General features: G+C 64.6%; 14 protein-coding genes. 8 read left to right on the forward strand and 6 right to left on the reverse strand.

From position 1 onward, the window contains the following. Nucleotides 1-32 precede the first annotated feature (32 nt). The 7 genes from AL3_RS05975 (at nt 33) to AL3_RS06005 (ending at nt 7986) form a co-directional block, all read left to right on the forward strand. Nucleotides 33-707: an IMPACT family protein gene (locus AL3_RS05975; protein WP_066298005.1), complete on the forward strand. Its 675-nt coding sequence runs from the start codon at nt 33-35 to the stop codon at nt 705-707. Continuing rightward, entirely contained in the window at nt 704-1903 is a 1200-nt protein-coding gene (locus AL3_RS05980) for a class I SAM-dependent methyltransferase (RefSeq protein ID WP_066298008.1), read from the forward strand. Before AL3_RS05975 ends, AL3_RS05980 begins: the two co-directional genes overlap by 4 nt. Nucleotides 1904-2206: 303 nt before the next feature. Next, nucleotides 2207-3475 carry an ABC transporter substrate-binding protein gene (locus AL3_RS05985; RefSeq protein WP_066298461.1) on the forward strand — a complete coding sequence of 423 codons (1269 nt, stop codon included), beginning with the start codon at nt 2207-2209 and terminating at the stop codon, nt 3473-3475. Nucleotides 3476-3538: 63 nt separating this feature from the next. Beyond that, the gene (locus AL3_RS05990) at nt 3539-4525 is read left to right on the forward strand and encodes a carbohydrate ABC transporter permease (protein WP_066298009.1); all 987 of its coding nucleotides are present in this window, start codon (nt 3539-3541) and stop codon (nt 4523-4525) included. Between the two features lie 86 nt (nt 4526-4611). Next, nucleotides 4612-5433, forward strand: a complete 822-nt coding sequence (locus AL3_RS05995) for a carbohydrate ABC transporter permease (RefSeq protein ID WP_151723989.1) — start codon at nt 4612-4614, stop codon at nt 5431-5433. Beyond that, on the forward strand, nt 5433-6896 hold the full coding sequence (locus tag AL3_RS06000; RefSeq protein ID WP_066298011.1) for a GH1 family beta-glucosidase: 1464 nt from the start codon (nt 5433-5435) through the stop codon (nt 6894-6896). Before AL3_RS05995 ends, AL3_RS06000 begins: the two co-directional genes overlap by 1 nt. 70 nt (nt 6897-6966) lie before the next feature. Further along, a complete protein-coding gene (locus AL3_RS06005) occupies nt 6967-7986 on the forward strand; it encodes a LacI family DNA-binding transcriptional regulator (protein WP_370665058.1) in 1020 nt (339 codons plus the stop codon). 36 nt (nt 7987-8022) lie between these two features. Here AL3_RS06005 and AL3_RS06010 read toward each other — a convergent pair whose 3' ends face one another. The 4 genes from AL3_RS06010 to polA form a co-directional block, all read right to left on the reverse strand. Further along, nucleotides 8023-8727: a hypothetical protein gene (locus AL3_RS06010; protein WP_066298014.1), complete on the reverse strand. Its 705-nt coding sequence runs from the start codon at nt 8725-8727 to the stop codon at nt 8023-8025. A 111-nt stretch (nt 8728-8838) separates the two neighbouring features. Further along, nucleotides 8839-10311 (reverse strand): 30S ribosomal protein S1, encoded by a 1473-nt coding sequence (gene rpsA / locus AL3_RS06015; RefSeq protein ID WP_066298016.1) that lies wholly within the window; start codon nt 10309-10311, stop codon nt 8839-8841. 332 nt (nt 10312-10643) lie between these two features. Beyond that, complete coding sequence (locus AL3_RS06020; protein WP_066298018.1) at nt 10644-11954, reverse strand: GNAT family N-acetyltransferase; 1311 nt, start codon at nt 11952-11954, stop codon at nt 10644-10646. Nucleotides 11955-12002: 48 nt separating this feature from the next. Continuing rightward, nucleotides 12003-14636, reverse strand: a complete 2634-nt coding sequence (gene polA, locus AL3_RS06025) for a DNA polymerase I (RefSeq protein WP_066298463.1) — start codon at nt 14634-14636, stop codon at nt 12003-12005. A 265-nt stretch (nt 14637-14901) separates the two neighbouring features. On the opposite strand from polA, the gene AL3_RS06030 reads away from it, so the two are divergent. Continuing rightward, entirely contained in the window at nt 14902-15390 is a 489-nt protein-coding gene (locus tag AL3_RS06030) for a PaaI family thioesterase (RefSeq protein WP_066298020.1), read from the forward strand. Between the two features lie 15 nt (nt 15391-15405). On the opposite strand, the gene AL3_RS06035 is transcribed toward AL3_RS06030, so the two are convergent. After that, a complete protein-coding gene (locus AL3_RS06035) occupies nt 15406-17430 on the reverse strand; it encodes an MFS transporter (RefSeq protein WP_151723934.1) in 2025 nt (674 codons plus the stop codon). Between the two features lie 71 nt (nt 17431-17501). Continuing rightward, nucleotides 17502-17912, reverse strand: coding sequence for an Hsp20/alpha crystallin family protein (locus tag AL3_RS06040; protein ID WP_066298023.1), 411 nt, complete (start codon nt 17910-17912; stop codon nt 17502-17504). Between the last annotated feature and the right edge of the window lie 202 nt (nt 17913-18114).

The following is an 18114-nucleotide window of genomic DNA, read 5'->3' on the forward strand; positions in this document are numbered from 1 at the left end:
CCGCGCCGGGGGACGGCAACTAGACTGGAACGGTGAGTGATTTCGACGCGGCGGCGGGGCGCTACACGACCATCGCCCGGGAGCACCGCAGCGAGCTCGAAATCAAACGCTCACGCTTCATCACAGTGCTCCGGCGCACGGAAACCGAACAGCAGGCCCGTGAACTGGTGGCGGAACTGCGCCGTGAGTTTCACGATGCCCGGCACCACTGCAGTGCTTTTGTCCTGGGTCCGGACCGGGCGGTCCAGCGCTCCAACGACGACGGCGAGCCCTCCGGAACGGCAGGGATTCCCATGCTGGAAGCGCTGACCAAGCGGGAGACTTTTGACGGCTCCGCGGACCTGAGCGACATCACCGCAGTCACCGTGCGCTATTTCGGCGGAATCCTCCTGGGCGCCGGCGGGCTGGTGCGCGCCTACTCCGAGTCGGTGTCCCTGGCCCTCTCATCTGCTCCCCTGCTCCGGCGCAGGCGCATGCAGCTCTACGCGGTGACGGCAGGCCATGCCGGCGCCGGCCGGTTGGAGAACGATCTGCGGAGCGCCGGATACAGCATCAGGGGTACCGACTATGGGCCGGGCGGAGCCACCATCACCGTGGCGCTGCCGGACGCCGCCGGCGCCGCAGCTGCCTTTTCCGACCGGCTGGCTTCCCTGACCGCAGGCGGAACCGCGCCCGAGCCCCTTGCTACCGAATGGATCGATCTGTGACCCACACTGCTGCTTTTGCTTTCGACGTGCTCGGCCGGGCCCCCGACGTGGAGGCTGAGAACCTCCAGGCTTACGACAGCGCGGACCGGCTGCTGCTCGATACCGCTGCGGAGGACCTGGCCCGCCTGGCACGGCAGCAGGAATCCGCACGCAGCGGCGCGGGGCACCCCACCGGGTCCAGCCCGGCAGGACTGGCCGTTATCGGTGACTCCTACGGCGCCCTCACCCTCGGGGCAGCAGCCATGCATGGCCTCCGCGGCATTCGGGTCCAGCAGGATCCGCTGTCCGGAGAACTTGCCCTGGACGCCAATGCCCGGACCCTGGGACTCGGGGAGACCTATGCGCACCATGGACTGGACCGCGGACTCGCCGCAGGTGCACGGCTGGTACTCCTGCGCCTGCCTCGTTCACTGGATGCCCTGGAGGAGATTGCTGCGCTGGTCGCGGAGCACGCTGCACCGGACGTCGTGATCTACGCGGGCGGGCGCGTGAAACACATGACGACGGCGATGAATACCGTGCTGGGGCGGTACTTCGGCTCCGTCACGGCAGGCCTGGCGCGGCAGAAGTCCCGGGTCCTGACTGTGTCCTCTCCCCTGCCCGCGCCGGAGCGCCCGGCGCCGCGCTTTCCCCTGGCGGCGGCGTACGACGCCGGACTGCCGGCGCCGCTCCAGCTCCGGGCCCGCGGCGCGGCCTTCGGTGGAGCTGCGCTGGATCCAGGGACCCGCTTCCTGTTGCCGCATCTGGCTCAGGCCCGGAGCGCCGGGCAGGTGGTTGACCTGGGCTGTGGCAACGGGGCCATCGCCGCGTACCTGGCCCTGACCCGTCCGGAGGCGCGCATCCTGGCCTCTGACCAGTCGGAAGCCGCTGTTGCCTCCACCGTCCTGACGCTGGAGGCGAACGGTGTCGCCGGGCGTGCCGCCGTGCGCCGGGCGGATGCCCTGAGCTGGCTGGCCGATGCATCGCAGGAACTGGTTGTGCTCAATCCGCCTTTCCATATTGGGGCGGCCGTGCATGCCGGCATTGCCCTGAAACTCTTTGCCGACGCCGGCCGGGCCCTGCGGTCCGGCGGTGAGCTATGGGCAGTCTGGAACAGCCACCTCGCCTACAAGTCCGCCCTGACCAGGCTGGTCGGACCCACCCGGCAGGTTGCACGGAACCCCAAGTTCACGGTCACGGTGTCCACGGTCCGTTAGTTTTCCGCTCCTTCACACCCGCTTCTCCAAAGTCGAGAGAGCGCTCTCTTGACAGTGAAGCCCGTCACATCTAGGCTCTCAGCAACATCAGAGAGCGCTCTCTCACACGGCTGCAGCACGCAGCCGGACCTGGCTCCCTGTTAATCCACAACACATGAGTCCCGCCCAGCGGATCAGCCAGGAAGCTCCACGGCAGAGTCCATTCGGGATATATATGCACCGGCTAGACCCACACACAAAGGAGTGACCGTGAAAAACTTCCGACATCCAGCTGCTGCGGTGGCAGGCGCCGCCGTAGTGGCAATGCTGGCCGCCGGCTGCGGCGGCGGCGACAGCAACAGCGACGAACCCGCTTCGGCGGAAAACCCGGTCGAACTGACCGTGACCACGTTCGGCACCTTCGGCTACGACGATCTGTATGCGGAGTATGAGGACGCCAACCCGGGGGTCACCATCAAGGCCACCAACATCGATACCGGCGGCAACGCCCGGACCGACCTGTTCACGAAGCTCGCCGCAGGTTCGGGCGTCAGCGACGTAGTCGCCATCGAAGAGGGCTGGCTCGGTTCGATCATGGAAATCTCCGACCAGTTCGTTGACCTGAATGACTACGGAGCGGCTGACATTAAGGGCAACTGGGTCGACTGGAAGTATGAGCAGGGAACCGATCCTGAGGGGCGCGTGATCGGATACGGCACCGACATCGGCCCGCAGGGCATCTGCTACAACGGGAAGCTTTTCGAGGCAGCAGGACTGCCCAGTGACCGGGAAGCCGTTGCCGAACTTCTTGGCGGAGAAAACGCCTCCTGGGAGAACTACTTCGAAGTCGGAAACCAGTACAAGGACACCAGCGGCAAGGCCTGGTTCGACCAGGCCGGGTTCGTGTGGAACTCCATGGTGAACCAGATGGACGAGGGTTACTACACCAAGGACGGCGAGCTGAACCTCGACGGCAACGAAGCGATGATTTCGCGCTTCAAGCAGCTGGGCGGTGCCATCGAAGACGGGCTGTCCTCTGACCAGACCCAATGGGACTGGGCCAACGGCAAGGCGTTCCTTGACGGCTCCTTCGCCACCATGGTGTGCCCGGGCTGGATGCTGGGAACCATCCAGGGAAAGATTGAGGCCGCGGGCGGCGGGACGGACAGCGGATGGGACTTCGCCGATGTCTTCCCCGGCGGAGCGTCCAACTGGGGTGGAGCCTTCCTGTCCGTTCCGGAAACCTCCGAGCACAAGGAAGCTGCGGCCGCACTGGCAGCCTGGCTGACCCATCCGGACCAGCAGATCAAGCAGAGCGCGGCAGCAAACAACTTCCCCAGCACCATTGCTGCCCAGGAGCAGCTGGCATCCGAGGCCACGCCGAACGAATGGTTCAATGACGCCCCCACCGGCTCCATCCTGGCTGCCCGTGCTGAAGGCGTAGTTGCACAGTTCAAGGGCCCGGATGACTCGGTGATTCAGGAGAATGTCTTCGGTCCGCCGATCGATCTCCTTGAGACCGGCCAGGCAGACGCCGACCAGGCCTGGGCCAAGGCGCTCGAGCTTCTTAACGACCTGGTTATCAACAACTAGCAGCACCGCACGCGGGGCCTTCGGCCTCAGCCGTTGGCCCCGCCTGGAGCATGAGAGTTCCCCATGACCACCACACTGAAACAGCCAGTTGTCCGGCCGCCCGCCAAGAAGCGGCTCACCTTCCGCCAGCGCCGTTCCGCCTGGGATATGAAGGCGTCCCCTTATCTGTATATCTCTCCCTTCTTTATCCTTTTCGCACTCACCGGTTTGTTCCCGCTCCTGTATACCTTTTGGGTTTCGCTTCATGACTGGCACACCCTCAAGGGCCAGGGGGACTTCGTTGGAATCGAGAACTTTACGGCAGTCCTGGCGGACGGCTACTTCTGGAACTCGATGTTCAACACGTTTTCCATCTTCCTGCTCTCCGCCATACCGCAGCTGACAGTAGCGGTCCTCCTGGCCGCTGTCCTGGATCAGCACCTGCGGGCAAAGACGTTCTGGCGCATGTCGGTTCTGCTCCCCTACGTGGTGACTCCCGTGGCTGTTGCCCTGATTTTCAGCAACATGTTCAATGAGCAAAACGGCCTCATCAACAACTTCCTGGGCAATTTCGGGGTGAACGGGGTCAGTTGGCGGGAGGAGATGTTCCCCAGTCACGTCGTCATCGCCACCATGGTGAATTGGCGCTGGACCGGCTACAACGCTTTGATCCTTCTGGCCGCCATGCAGGCTGTTCCCCGGGATCTCTACGAATCAGCAGCCTTGGACGGTGCGGGTGCCGTCCGACGTTTCTTCAGCATTACGCTGCCCAGCATCCGGCCGACGATGATCTTCGTGATCATCACCTCCACGATCGGCGGGCTGCAGATCTTCGCGGAACCGCGCCTGTTCGATCCGGTCACGGCCGGCGGAACCCAGCGCCAGTTCCAGACGACAGTCCTGTACCTGTGGGAGATGGCGTTCCAGCGGCAGAACTTCGGCAAGGCTGCTGCGGTGGCGTGGCTGCTTTTCCTGATCATTGTGCTGGTGGGAGTGGTGAATTTCCTGATCTCCAAGAAAATCGCGACAGCGGATACGAAAAAGCCCCGGCGGGCAAGGAGTAAACGATGACTGTTCTGCAAAAGGCCCGGGCTATTCCGGGCACCGGAGTTGACTCCGGTTCAGGCAAGCCATCCCGCAGGCGTCCACGCCGTTCAATGGGCGGGGCAAGGCGTCCAGGGTTCCTCAGCTACGGGATCCTGCTGGCCTTCCTCATCGGGTCCGCCTATCCCCTGTGGTGGTCGATGGTCATCGGGAGCCGGTCCAACGAGGCGCTGGGATTGGACTGGCCGCCGCTCTGGCCGGGAGGAAACTTCTGGACGAATGCCGCTGCCGTCTTCGACACCGTGCCCTTCTGGAAAGCGCTGGCCAACAGCCTGATCATTTCGGGCACCGTAACGGCTTCGGTGGTTGTCTTTTCCACACTCGCGGGTTATGCCTTCGCAAAGCTGAGGTTCAAGGGCCGGGGCCTGCTGATGGTGGCGGTCATCGCCACCATGGCCATTCCCACGCAGCTGGGCATCATTCCCCTTTTTATGATCATGCAAAAGCTCGGCTGGACAGGTGAACTGGGCGCCGTGATCGTCCCAGGCCTGGTGACAGCTTTCGGGGTCTTTTTTATGCGGCAGTATCTGGTGGATGTCATTCCGGATGAGCTGATCGAATCGGCCCGGATGGACGGTGCCAGCATGATCGGTACCTTCCGGCACGTCGCCCTGCCCGCCGCCAAGCCCGCAATGGCCATTCTGGGCCTGTTTACGTTCATGACGGCTTGGACGGACTTCATGTGGCCCCTCCTGGTGCTGCCGAACAACCCGACTCTCCAGGTCGCACTCAGCCAGCTTCAGTCCGCCCGCTACGTTGACTACTCCGTGGTCCTCACCGGCGCCGTACTGGCAACCATCCCCCTCCTCGTGCTTTTCGTACTGGCGGGCAAACAACTTATTTCCGGAATCATGCAGGGAGCAGTGAAGGGCTAATGACGAAGAAGACCATTCCGGCCAGCGATTTTCCGCCTGGTTTCATCTGGGGATCAGCGACTGCAGCCGCCCAGGTGGAGGGCGCGGCCCACGAAGACGGGAAGGAGGACTCCGTCTGGGACGCCTTCGCGGCGGTACCGGGCAACGTCCTCAACGGAGACACCCCCGCCACCGCGGTTGACCACTACCATCGGATGCCGCAGGACGTGGCGCTGATGAAAAGGCTGGGGCTGGATTCCTACCGGTTCTCCACCAGCTGGGCCAGGGTACGGCCGGGCGGGCGGGAGGTTAATTCCGCGGGGCTGGACTTCTACTCACGTCTGGTGGATGAACTGCTCGAGGCCGGGATACTCCCCTGGCTGACCCTCTACCACTGGGATCTGCCCCAGGGGTTGGAAGAGAAGGGCGGCTGGGCGAACCGGGACACCGCCTTGCGTTTCGTGGAATACGCCCAGGACGTCTATGCGTCCCTGGGCGACCGGGTCCGCCACTGGACCACGTTCAACGAACCGTTCTGCTCTTCGCTGCTGGGATACGGCTCCGGTGTCCATGCGCCCGGTCGCCAGGAGCCGCGTGCCGCCGTCGCCGCCGTTCATCACCAGCACCTTGCCCATGGGATGGCAGCCTCTGAGCTGCGCACCCTCGGCGCGGAACAGGTAGGGATCACCCTGAACCTGAGCAACTCCATTCCGAAGAACCCGGCCGATCCGGTGGATGCAGAGGCAGCCAGGCTGTTCGATTCGCTGCAGAACCGGATCTTCCTGGAGCCGATTCTGCGCGGTGCCTATCCTGAGGATTCCCTGCGGGACCTGGAGCCCTACGGCCTGCAGGACGTCATCCTCCCAGGGGACATGGACATCATCGGAACTCCGATCGACTTTCTCGGCGTCAACCACTACCACGACGACCTGATCAGCGGGCATCCGGATACCACCGGTGCGGACGGCCACGGCGGCGGCACCTCCACCCCCAAGGCGTCACCCTGGATCGGGGCCGAGCACATCACCTTCCCGTCCCGGGGCCTGCCCCGGACGGCAATGAACTGGGAAGTGAACCCCGACGGGCTGCGGCAGCTGCTGGTGCGGCTCAGCAAGGAGTATCCAGAGCTGCCCCCGCTGTACATCACCGAAAACGGTGCGGCCTACGACGACGTCGTCAGCGAGGCGGGCACAGTTCCCGACAGTGACCGCACCCGCTTCATCCTTGACCATGTGAACGCGGTCAAGGAAGCGATCGGCCAGGGCGCTGACGTGCGGGGCTACTTCGTCTGGTCCCTGCTGGACAACTTCGAATGGTCCTGGGGATACGAGAAGCGCTTCGGAATCATCCACGTCGACTACACCACCCAGGAACGGACGATTAAGGACAGCGGTCTGGCCTACAGCAGGTACGCCGAGGCGGCCCGGCGGAAGGCCCGGGCACGGGTGTACGGGAACGATCCGGCGCCCGCGCCGGTCGGGTGAATGAAACTAGAATTGGTACCTGAGCGAGGCTTGGGGCGAGAGAAACGGACACCGCTATATGGAGACCACAGTGGGTACTGACACCGGACAGGTGCGGCCGGCTCCAACCTTGGAGATGGTGGCTGCCCTGGCCGGTGTCTCCCGGGCGACTGTCTCACGCGTCGTGAACGGGTCGACGTCAGTGGCGCCGGAACTGGTTCAGAGCGTGGAGCAGGCAGTGCGCGCGCTCAACTACGTTCCCAACCGGGCGGCCCGGACGCTGGCCAGCAGGCGGACGTACACGATCACGCTCCTGGTACCCGAGTCGACGTCCAAGGTGTTCGCCGATCCATTCTTTGCAACGGTTGTCGAAGGTGTGGCCAAATATCTCAGCTCCACCGAGTACATGCTGAACATGGTTACTTCTTCCGAGGCCAATCCAGGAAAGACCCAGCGGTACCTCATGGGCGGCAATGTGGACGGCGTCCTGGTGGTTTCCCACCACAGCGGGGACCATTCGTGGGAGCACCTGAACGAGGCACTGCCGATTGTTTTCGCCGGACGGCCGCTGCTTAATGCCAGTGACAGCTACTACGTAGAGGTGGACAACGAGGAAGGCGCGTTGGCTGCCACCGCGCACCTGATTCACGCCGGACGCCGGAGCATAGCCACCATCGCGGGTCCGCAGGACATGCCACCCGGAGTTGACCGGCTGGCCGGCTGGCGGTCGGGGCTGGCAGCCGCGGGATTGGATGACGCGCTCGTGGAGTACGGCGACTTTACGGTTTCCTCCGGGGCAGCTGCCATGCGGCGGCTGCTGGCGCGCGGCAAGCCGATGGACGGCCTGTTCGCCGCGAATGACCAGATGGCAGCTGGAGCCCATGGCGTCATCAAGGAACATGGGCTGCGCATCCCTGAGGACATCGCCGTCGTCGGTTTTGATGATGACCTCTTCGCGACCAGTGTTTCGCCGGCGCTGACCACTGTCCACCATCCCATCTCCGATCTCGGTGAGAAGATGGCGCGCATGCTGGTGGAGCTGATCGAGGGACGGCCGGCGCACCGCGTGTGCCGGCTGCCCACCTCGCTTGTGGTGCGAGATTCCGCCTAGCCGCAACGCCCTGCTGGACGGCCGTCCAGCAGGTTTTCAGCGCAGCGCCGTGAGGCCGCTGTAATCCTCGTGTGCGTAGCGGACGCTGCTCCGGTTACGGAGGGCCCAGGAGTCCTCGACCTCCCGGAGGCCTTCCTCCTGGGCGGCAGCACCGGGTTCGCGCAACCGGATCAGTTCCGCCGCGGCTGCCTGCGCCGCCGCGTGCCACACCGCCCTGCACATGTATTTGGGGTCGGAGAAGACGCCCTTCCAGAGCGGGCTCGTGCGCCGTTTCAGGAACCGTCCACCCAGCAGGAAAATCCCGATTGAGAATGCCCAGCAGGCCAGCAGGACCGGATAGCCAATGAGGTTCACGCCCAGGGCCAGGACCCCGGTGAAGGACAATGCTGCTCCCCCGGTGCGCAACCAGGGTGCCAGGGTGGCTGCGGGTCCGTCCGCTGCCCGGGCGAGGGAGAGCTGTTCCCGGCGCCATCCCCGGAACCGGGCCATATCCGCTGCCGCTTCAGACTTCGCGGCAGAGCGGGCGGCCCGGAAGTAATTTGGGTATGCCTCCTGCAGTGCACCGACCGCTTCCTGCTGGGCGTCGAATTCGTCGGGGCTTAGCCCCCTCTCCGCTTCCTCGAAGCCGTTGACGAGATTCGCGGCCTGCTGCGGCCGCAGCTGCGCCGCCCCTCCCCTGGCCCGCCGGCGGATCTCCTCCTCCAACAACCCGTCCATCTTCGGCCGGTCCTCGCGCTGCATACGTCCCCCGTGGTGTCTGTGGTGGTTTCCAATTCCCAGTATCAACGACAAAGCGGGCCCCCACCGAAGTGGAGGCCCGCTTTGAAGCGGCTAATGCCTAAGCAACAATAATTAGTTGCCGGTCAGCTTCTCGCGCAGTGCGGCGAGAGCCTCGTCCGATGCCAGGGTGCCGGCAGCGGACTCGGATGCAGCAGGCTCGGAGGAGTAGCTTGTTGCGCTGGACTCGACGGAGTCCGATGCAGCAGCGACATCCTCGGAGTTGTGCTGGGCAACCTGCTTCTTGTGAGCTTCCCAGCGGGCCTGGGCGTCAGCGTACTGCTGCTCCCAAGCGGCGCGCTGGGTCTCGTAACCTTCGAGCCATTCGTTGGACTCGGGGTCGAAGCCCTCCGGGTACTTGTAGTTGCCGGCTTCGTCGTACTCTGCGGCCATGCCGTACAGAGCCGGATCGAATTCGGTGCCTTCGGGATCGACGCCCTCGTTCGCCTGCTTCAGCGACAGGGAGATGCGGCGGCGCTCGAGGTCGATGTCGATGACCTTGACGAACAGTTCGTCACCAACGGAGACAACCTGCTCGGCCAGCTCCACGTGGCGGACTGCCAGCTCGGAGATGTGAACCAGGCCTTCGATGCCGTCTTCGACGCGTACGAACGCACCGAACGGAACCAGCTTGGTGACCTTGCCCGGCACAACCTGGCCCAGGGCGTGGGTGCGGGCGAAGGTCTGCCACGGATCTTCCTGCGTAGCCTTCAGCGACAGGGAGACACGCTCGCGGTCGAGGTCAACTTCCAGAACCTCAACGGTGACTTCCTGGCCAACTTCAACGACCTCGGAGGGGTGGTCGATGTGCTTCCAGGACAGCTCGGAAACGTGGACGAGGCCGTCTACGCCGCCAAGGTCCACGAATGCACCGAAGTTGACGATGGAGGAAACAACGCCCGGACGAACCTGGCCCTTTTCCAGCTTGTTGAGGAACGTGGAACGAACCTCGGACTGGGTCTGCTCGAGCCAGGCACGGCGGGACAGGACCACGTTGTTGCGGTTCTTGTCCAGCTCGATGATCTTGGCTTCGATCTGCTGGCCGATGTACGGAGCCAGGTCGCGGACGCGACGCATCTCCACGAGGGATGCCGGCAGGAAGCCGCGCAGCCCGATGTCGAGGATAAGACCACCCTTGACAACCTCGATGACGGTACCGGTAACGACGCCGTCTTCTTCCTTGACCTTCTCGATGTCGCCCCAGGCACGCTCGTACTGTGCGCGCTTCTTGGAGAGGATCAGACGGCCTTCTTTGTCTTCCTTGGTGAGGACCAAAGCTTCAACCTGATCGCCAACGGAGACGACGTCTCCGGGATCAACGTCGTGCTTGATGGAAAGCTCACGCGAAGGGATGACACCCTCGGTCTTGTAACCGATGTCGAGCAGGACCTCGTCGCGGTCGACCTTAACGACGGTACCTTCGACGAGATCTCCGTCGTTGAAGTACTTGATCGTTGCGTCGATTGCGGCGAGGAAGTCCTCGGCAGTACCGATGTCGTTGATTGCGACCTGCGGGGTACCGGACTTCTCGGTGGTGGTGATGGTCATGTAGTTGGGACTCCGATGTGGAAGTTGTTGTAATTCCGGATGTGCTCCCACCGGCTCGGGTGCAACCCGGAAAAACCAGGTTCAAGACGGTGCTTGGTTGTCCGGAGATGGACAGAATGTAAATATTTGTGTTGCCCGCCTGCGGCGGTGGATCCCTAGGATAAGGGAGTCACCAGCACGCGTAACGCGCCTGTTTAGTCTAGCCGCAGCCGCCAAGTCAGGTCAAAGCCAGATGAAGAAACCCGTACCTGGAATCCGTCACCTGCGTAACGCCTCACGCACACCAGTAATTCCTGGGGCTCATTCCGTGCGGCCCGCGGGTAGGGCCGGGCCTAGAAATGCGTGCTGCAGTAAGGCGGCCGGGGCACCGCAAACAGCCGGCTCAGGGTTTCCACCGCATCACCGGATCCGCTGATGCTTCCTGCGGCGCAGAGCAGGTCCGCGCTGACGCCTCCGAGGTAGAGGGAAGCGAAAGCCCTTACATCCATATCCACAGCCGGAATTCCCGGCGGTGGAGTATCCCGGGCTTCGAGCCCGGTGACGGAAGCCCTGCCGGCATCCACCTGTACCAGCCACCGCCCCGAAGCCAGTTCCATTGGATCAGCGATGCCCAGCACCAGGGCACCTGATGCTTCGAATCCACGGGCACGAAGCATGGTGGCGGGGTCCAGCGGACGCAGCCACAGCAGGTCCTCACAGGACTTAACCGAGTAGCGGCGGCGGTCTGCCAGCCCCCAGGGCAGCGGGTCCGCTTCCGGCGCCGCCGCGCAGGTAATCCGCTCCACCAGGTCAATGGATCCCAGGAACCGCCAGAGTTCGAGCCTGGCGGTGTCATCCACGGCCACCAGGTCAAGCACCTTGAGGGTGTGCGGCTCGGTGTCCCACGGAAGGAACTTGAAGGTGACATATCCGTCCGGTACCCCGGAAGGGCCGTAGTGGACCGCGGCTCGGACGTCCTTCTCCGGTTCCGGCAGATCGCCCCAGAGGCCGGCCGCGCGCTTCGAGTAACCAAGCTGCCGTCCCAGCGCCCCGCGGTTTTGGGCCAGGTGCCTGCGGAAGATTTCCGGAGCCAGGGTTTCCAGCTTCGCGAGGTCGGCGACCACGGTGCTGCCCGTTGGTGGGACGGTCAGTTCCAGGCGCCCCCGGGCGTCCACTTCCACCGCCACCTCGGAGGTAGCCACCCCGAAACCAAACCGGCCATAGATCACTGCCTCGGAAGCGCCCAGCGCTGCGACGGCGAAGCCTTCGTCCTTGGCCCGGCGCAGGTCCGCCGTGATCATCTGCCGCAGGATCCCGCGCCGCCGGTGGGACGGACGCACGGTCACGGACGTGATCTGGTGCGCCGGAAGCAGCGCGCCGCCGGTGTTCAGTTCGTGGACCATCGTGGCGTAGGTAGCCACCGGCGCGGCGGGATTCCACGCGTACTCCGGCGCGGCGTCGTCATAGACGCCCGTGAGCCACCGCCCGTCCGTTTGGTAGGCCTCAACCAGTGCTGTGATGTGCTTGGACTCGTAGCGCGCCTCGTGGAATCCGAGGGCCACCGCCTGGAACCAGGCGTCCGTCCGTTCATCGCTGCGGCCGGCATCCACCGCAGACAGGGCAGCACGGAACCTCTCAGTACGAAGACCTGATCCTGCTTCCATGCCTGCCCCCTCCGGCGGTGTGTTAACTAATCTGTGCGGCCGGCCGGACTAGTGGCCGGCTTCGTGCCAGCTCGCGCCCCAGCCAACGGAGACGTCAAGCGGAACGGCAAGGTCCGCGGCACCGGCCATTTGCTCACGCACCAGCTTTTCCGCCGCTTCGCGTTCACCGGGTGCCACTTCCAGCACCAGTTCGTCATGGACCTGCAGCAGCATACGCGACTTCAGTCCCTGCTTCTTCAGTTCCGCGTCGACGCCGAGCATGGCCTTCTTGATGATGTCCGCAGCCGAGCCCTGGATCGGGGCGTTCAGCGCTGCACGCTCCGACATTTCCCGCAGCTGGCGGTTGGTGCTGGCAAGATCCGGCAGGTAGCGCCGGCGGCCTTCAATGGTGGAGGTGTATCCGTCCTTGCGTGCCTGCTCGACGACACCGCGCAGGTAATCGCGGACAGCGCCGAACCGGGTGAAGTAATCACGCATCAGTGTTCGGGCCTCGTCCACGGGGATGGAGAGCTGCTTGGAGAGCCCGAACGAGCTCAGCCCGTAGACCAGTCCGTAGGACATGGCCTTGACCTTGGAGCGCATGGCACTGGTGACCTCTTCCGGCGGCACCCCGAAGATGTGCGAGCCGACGAACCGGTGCAGGTCCTCGCCGTCGCGGAAGGCCTGGATCAGGCTTTCATCGCCGGAAAGGTGCGCCATGATGCGCATCTCCACCTGCGAGTAGTCAGCGGTGAGCAGGGTTTCGTACCCCTCGCCCACAACGAACACCTCGCGGATCCGGCGTCCCTCCTCCGAGCGGATCGGAATGTTCTGCAGGTTCGGGTTGATCGAGGACAAGCGGCCGGTGGCGGCAACTGTCTGCGCATACGTGGTGTGGATCCGGCCGTCGTCGGCCACTGCCTTCCGCAGGCCTTCCACCGTCTGGCGCAGCTTCGCGGCATCGCGGTAGGCCAGCAGGTGGGCCAGGAACGGATGCCCGCCGGTCTTGACGATCAGGTCGGCCAGCGCATCGGCATCGGTGGAGTAGCCGGTCTTGATTTTCTTGGTCTTGGGCAGGCCAAGCTCCTCGAAGAGCACCACCTGGAGCTGCTTCGGTGAACCAAGGTTGATCTCCTTGCCGATAACCGCGAAGGCTTCTTCCTTGGCCTGGTTGATCGTGAAGCTGAACTGGTCCAGCAGCGCATCCAGCTTGTCGGTGGACACAGCAATACCGGCGAGTTCCATTTCGGCCAGGACCTCGGAGAGCGGCAGTTCCAGGCCGCCCAGCAGCTGGTTGGCTCCCCGCTCAACCAGCTGGCCGGCGAAGTGCTCGCTCAGCCGCAGGGCCGCGAACGCCTTCCGGACGGCGGGTGCAGCGGAATCCTCACCGTCCAGGGAGAGCTCCAGCTGATTGCTGGAGCCGGCGGCGGCATCGAGGGAAAGCCTGAGGTGAGTCAGGCTGAGGTCGGCCAGATCGTAGCTGCGCCGGTCCGGCTGGATCAGGTAGCCCGAAATGGCTGGGTCGTCCACCTCGCCTGCCAGGTGCAGGCCGCGGCGGGCAAGCAGCTTGTAGGCCGACTTGAAATCGTGCACCACCTTCGGTGCGTCCTTATCCGCAAGCCAGTCTGCCAGGACCTTCTCCGCGCCTGCATCGATGTCCGTCAGCGGGATGAAGGCAGCCGCCTCGTCCGTGACCAGTGCAACGCCTACCGCGTCGCGGGCCTCACCCGCTCCTTCGGTAACCAGCTGGAGTGCTGCGGGCGCCTGGTTGGTCGCTTCCAACCAGCTCTCCAGTGCGCCGGCCTCTGTGAGCACGGTGTGTGCCGGGGGCACCAGCTCCGGATGGTCTGCCGCGGTTTCCTCTTCGCCGTAGACATCGAAGAGCCGCTTGCGGAGAGCATTGAACTGCAGGGCATCGAAAAGTTCTTCGATGGCATCCCGGTCAGGGCGGCGGGCCGCCATGGCGTCGAGGTCCACCGGAAGCTCCAGATCGCGCAGCAGCCGGTTCAGCCGGCGGTTCCGCTTAACGTCTTCGATATTGGCGCGGAGGGAATCCCCCACCTTGCCCTTGATCTCATCCAGGTGCTCCAGGATGCCTTCGAGGCCCCCGTACTGCTTGATCCACTTGGCTGCGGTCTTCGGTCCGACCCCCGGAACGCCGGGCAGGTTGTCCGCGGACTCCCCCACCAGTGCGGCCAGGTCGGAGTACTTATCCGGCGGTACCAGGTACTTCTCTTCAACTGCCTCCGCGTCCATGCGGGGCAGGTCGGAGACCCCCTTCTTGGGGTAAAAAACGGTGACGTTGTCGTTGACCAGCTGGAAGGCATCCCGGTCACCGGAGACGACCATCACGTCCCAGTTCTTGGCCGCTGCCTGCTCAGCGAGCGTGGCCAGGATGTCGTCCGCCTCATACCCGTCCAGGGAAATGGTCGGAATCCGCATGGCTTCCATGACCTTGATGATGAGGTCCACCTGACCGTGGAACTCTTCTGGGGTCTTGTTGCGGCCGCCCTTGTACTCGGAGTACTCCTCGGTCCGGAAAGTGGGGGTATCCAGGTCGAAGGCCACGGCGATGTGCGTTGGTTCCTCGTTTTTGATCAGGTTGATCAGCATGGAGGTGAACCCATAGACAGCGTTGGTGTGCTGTCCGGTGTCTGTGGAGAAGTTCTCCGCCGGCAGGGCGTAAAAGGCGCGGAAGGCCATGGAATGGCCATCGATCACCAGGAGACGGTTGTGCCCGGCAGCATTAACCGTGCCCAGCGGCGCAGCCTCGGTTGCTGCCGGTCCGGTGGACGGAGCAGGCGCCGCGTGGCTGCCCACGGGGACGCCGGCCGCAGTGTCCGCCTGCGCGGCATCATCCTCTGTTTCCAGGAGACCGGTAAGGGACTCTTCGGGGTTGGGAACGGAATCAGAGACGGGGGCAGCGGCCAGTTTGGCAGTTTCACTCACAGATGCAAGCCTAGTGGGCATGAGCGACATTTTCACGCCGGGCCAGCCCGGCCCCGCCGGGGACGAGTACCCCAGGCTGCAGGAATTGATTGATGCCGGTGTTCCCGCGGAACTCCACCCGTGGCTGGGCGAATCCGGCGTGGGCTCCCTCGTTGTCCGGATGGGAATCCGATTCCTGGAAATGTCACCTGAGCGCATGGTGGCCACGATGCCGGTGGAAGGTAACCAGCAGGTCGCCGGGATCCTCCATGGAGGTGCCCACATGGTGCTCGCAGAGACCCTGGGTTCCTTCGCTGCGGCGATGCACGCCGGTCCCGGACGATACGCCGTCGGCATAGAAATCGGAGCCACCCACCACCGGTCAGTCTCCGAAGGCCTGGTCACCGGAACGGCTGAGGCCATACACCTCGGCGGCACCCTCACCACCCATGAAGTCGTGATGACAGACGGCGGGGGCCGCCGGCTCTCCACCGCCCGCATCACCAACCTGATCCGGGACGTCCGGTAGCCTGCCCCGCTTTCCTTAAACCTGCAGTCCGGTCCGCTGGGGCGGCCCGCCCAATTCGACGTCGATCACCGGGTCGTCGGAGGGCAGGAGAACGCGCCGGGTATGTGTCCGCCCACTGGGTTCCACGACGGTCAGGACATATCTGCCGGCGGCCGGGAGCGGCAGCTCAAAGCTGCCGTCCCTGCCGGACCGGACGGCTGACGGAGCGTCACCTGCTCCCCTGACCAGCAGGACGAGCGCATTATCGACCGGCCGGCTGCGGTGCCTGATCCGTCCGGCGAGCAGGAGCCGCTGCTGAAAATGAATGTCGTGCTGAAGACCCGTTTCCGGGAACGGCAGTACCTCGGCGACAGGCCGCCAGCGGGGGTGCGCAGCCACGAAAATGTACCGTCCCGGCCCTGGCAGGACTACGGCGTAGGAGCCGTGCTCATCGCTGCGGTCCCAGTCCACGGGTGAGCCTTCGCTGTCTGTCACCGTGACCGTTCCCTGGTCGAGCGGAGCCCGGTCACCGGCTGGCCGCAGCACACCGGTGAGCAGAATTTCGTTCCGCTGTGCCGAAGCGGGACCGGCCCCCTGGGGAGGGGCATGGAGATCGGGGTGGGTGGCTTCCCGGTGGGATGACTTCGGAATCAGCACGGAGATGGCTGCGCCCGCTGCCGCAGTGACACCGGCGAGGATGAAGATCAGCCGGAAAGCCTCCAGATCCGGAAACACCCGGCCGCCGATGGTCACTGTGACCGAGGCGAGGATGACGGCGACGGCAGCACTGCAGGTGGACGTGCCAACGGAGCGGAGCAGGGTGTTGAGGCCGTTGGCTGCTGCGGTGTCGGTCCTGGGCGAGTTGCTCATAACAATGGTCGGCATGGCTGCCATGGCCATGGCTGTTCCGATCGAAATGATCACGGCTCCGCTGATGATGCCGGCTATGGTTTCCACCAGCACCACCCGCAGCAGGTAGCCGGCGGCCATCACCGCGCAGCCAGCCACCATGGTCACCTTGGCTCCAAAGCTGTTGGTGAGCCGTGCGGAGACCGGCGAAATGGCCACCATTGCCAGGCCGGCCGGGATCATGGCCAGTCCTGCCACCAGGACGCTGAGGCCAAATCCGAATCCCGTTACCCGGGAGAGCTGCAGCTGCTGGGTGGTAACGAGCATGTTCGCGTACATCGAGAATCCGACCAGCACTGCCGCGATGTTGACCAGGAGGACCGGCCTCCGTGCCGATGTGCGCAGATCGATCAGCGGCTGCCCGCTGCGCAGCTCAAGGGGGAACCACAAAGCCAGCAGCACTGCGCATGCCGCGAACAGCCCCAGCACGATGTCGCTGGTCCACCCCCATACTCCGCCCTTACTGATGGCCAGCAGCAGCGCCGTCATGGCGCCGGACAGCAGGAGCGCGCCGGGGTAATCAAACCTGCCCCTCGTGCGGACCGTGGATTCCGGCACGAAGAAATAGACCGCGGCGGTGAGAACCAGGGCGATCAGCGCGACCACCCAGAACGTCGCCTGCCAGCCCAGGTTCTGGTAGATAAACCCGGCCATCGGCAGGCCCAGGGCGCTGCCGATTCCGAAACTGGCGCTCATCAGGGCCACTGCGCCGGCGATCCTGCGCTGCGGGAGAGTGTCCCGAAGAATGCTGATGCCGATGGGAATGACTGCCCCGGCGAAGCCCTGCAGCGTCCGTCCGGTCAGTGCGGCTGCGAAGGTACCGCCGATGGCGGCAGTGAACCCTCCGACCACCATCATCACCAGTGCCAGTATCAGCATCCGCTTTTTGCCGAACATGTCCGCAAGCCGGGAGACCACCGGTGTGGCCACCGCGGCACTGAGCAGGGTAACTGTCACCAGCCAGGAGACGTCATCGCTGCTGACACCGAAGATGCGTGGATACTCGGGCAGGAGGGGCACGATGGCGGTCTTCTCGAGTGATACTGCGATTCCGCCGCAGCCCAGGATGGCCGTAATCAGCCAGTACGGCGCACGCAGCCCGTCCGGCTCCTGCCCGGAGGCCGGCTTGTCCTGCATTGTTTGCTGGGGCACAGGACCTCCCACGCGGCGCCGGATACGGCGCCACAGCGCCGTCTGCAGAAAAGGGCCTGCGGCCCTCAGGTTTATGCCCGGTTGACGGTGACCTTGCGCCCTGATCCGCCGTCTTCAGCGACCGGGACCCTGACTTCCAGGACGCCGTCGTGATAGGACGCCGAGACACCGTCCGGATCGGCCCCGGCCGGCAGCTGGATGTCCCGGGTAAAGGAACCGTACTTGAACTCGGACCGGTAGCCGTTCCGGGCCTTCTGTTCGGCGCTTTCCCGGCGTTCACCCCGGATCCGGAGGGTCCCCTCGGAAACGGTCACGTCGAGGTCCTTTTCGGGGTCGATGCTGGGCAGTTCGGCCCGGACCACCATGGTTGGACCGTCCCGGTACTCCTCAACCCGGAAGGCAGGGACGTCCCAGTCCCCCTCGAAGAGGCGGCGCATGGGCTCAGGCAGTTCGAAACGGTCGCGTCGGGTCAGTCCAGCCATGGGGTCTCCTCCGGTGGCCCGCGTCCAGCCGCAGGGCCGGGTCCCGGACGAACCGGAAGGGGCGGGCTGAAGCGGGGTGAATGGTGCGGACAGCCTACCGGGAGCAGATGGTCCGCTCAACGGTTGCGGGAGCTAACCGGGCCCGCCCGGTGAAGATCCCGGAAAGGGCTGCGGACACCTGTATTTACGGGCGGGATACCTA

It is taken from the genome of Arthrobacter luteolus NBRC 107841, assembly GCF_001552075.1.
Taxonomy (GTDB): domain Bacteria; phylum Actinomycetota; class Actinomycetes; order Actinomycetales; family Micrococcaceae; genus Arthrobacter_B; species Arthrobacter_B luteolus.

Excerpts from the sequence above, each read along its gene's own strand:
- AL3_RS05985 (WP_066298461.1), top strand. The coding sequence starts at position 2,207 with ATGCTGGCCGCCGGCTGCGGCGGCGGCGACAGCAACAGCGACGAACCC.
- AL3_RS05990 (WP_066298009.1), top strand. The coding sequence starts at position 3,539 with ATGACCACCACACTGAAACAGCCAGTTGTCCGGCCGCCCGCCAAGAAG.
- AL3_RS05995 (WP_151723989.1), top strand. The coding sequence starts at position 4,612 with ATGGGCGGGGCAAGGCGTCCAGGGTTCCTCAGCTACGGGATCCTGCTG.
- AL3_RS06000 (WP_066298011.1), top strand. The coding sequence starts at position 5,433 with ATGACGAAGAAGACCATTCCGGCCAGCGATTTTCCGCCTGGTTTCATC.
- AL3_RS06010 (WP_066298014.1), bottom strand. The coding sequence starts at position 8,727 with ATGCAGCGCGAGGACCGGCCGAAGATGGACGGGTTGTTGGAGGAGGAG.
- rpsA (WP_066298016.1), bottom strand. The coding sequence starts at position 10,311 with ATGACCATCACCACCACCGAGAAGTCCGGTACCCCGCAGGTCGCAATC.
- AL3_RS06020 (WP_066298018.1), bottom strand. The coding sequence starts at position 11,954 with ATGGAAGCAGGATCAGGTCTTCGTACTGAGAGGTTCCGTGCTGCCCTG.
- polA (WP_066298463.1), bottom strand. The coding sequence starts at position 14,636 with ATGGCCTTCCGCGCCTTTTACGCCCTGCCGGCGGAGAACTTCTCCACA.
- AL3_RS06030 (WP_066298020.1), top strand. The coding sequence starts at position 14,902 with ATGAGCGACATTTTCACGCCGGGCCAGCCCGGCCCCGCCGGGGACGAG.
- AL3_RS06040 (WP_066298023.1), bottom strand. The coding sequence starts at position 17,912 with ATGGCTGGACTGACCCGACGCGACCGTTTCGAACTGCCTGAGCCCATG.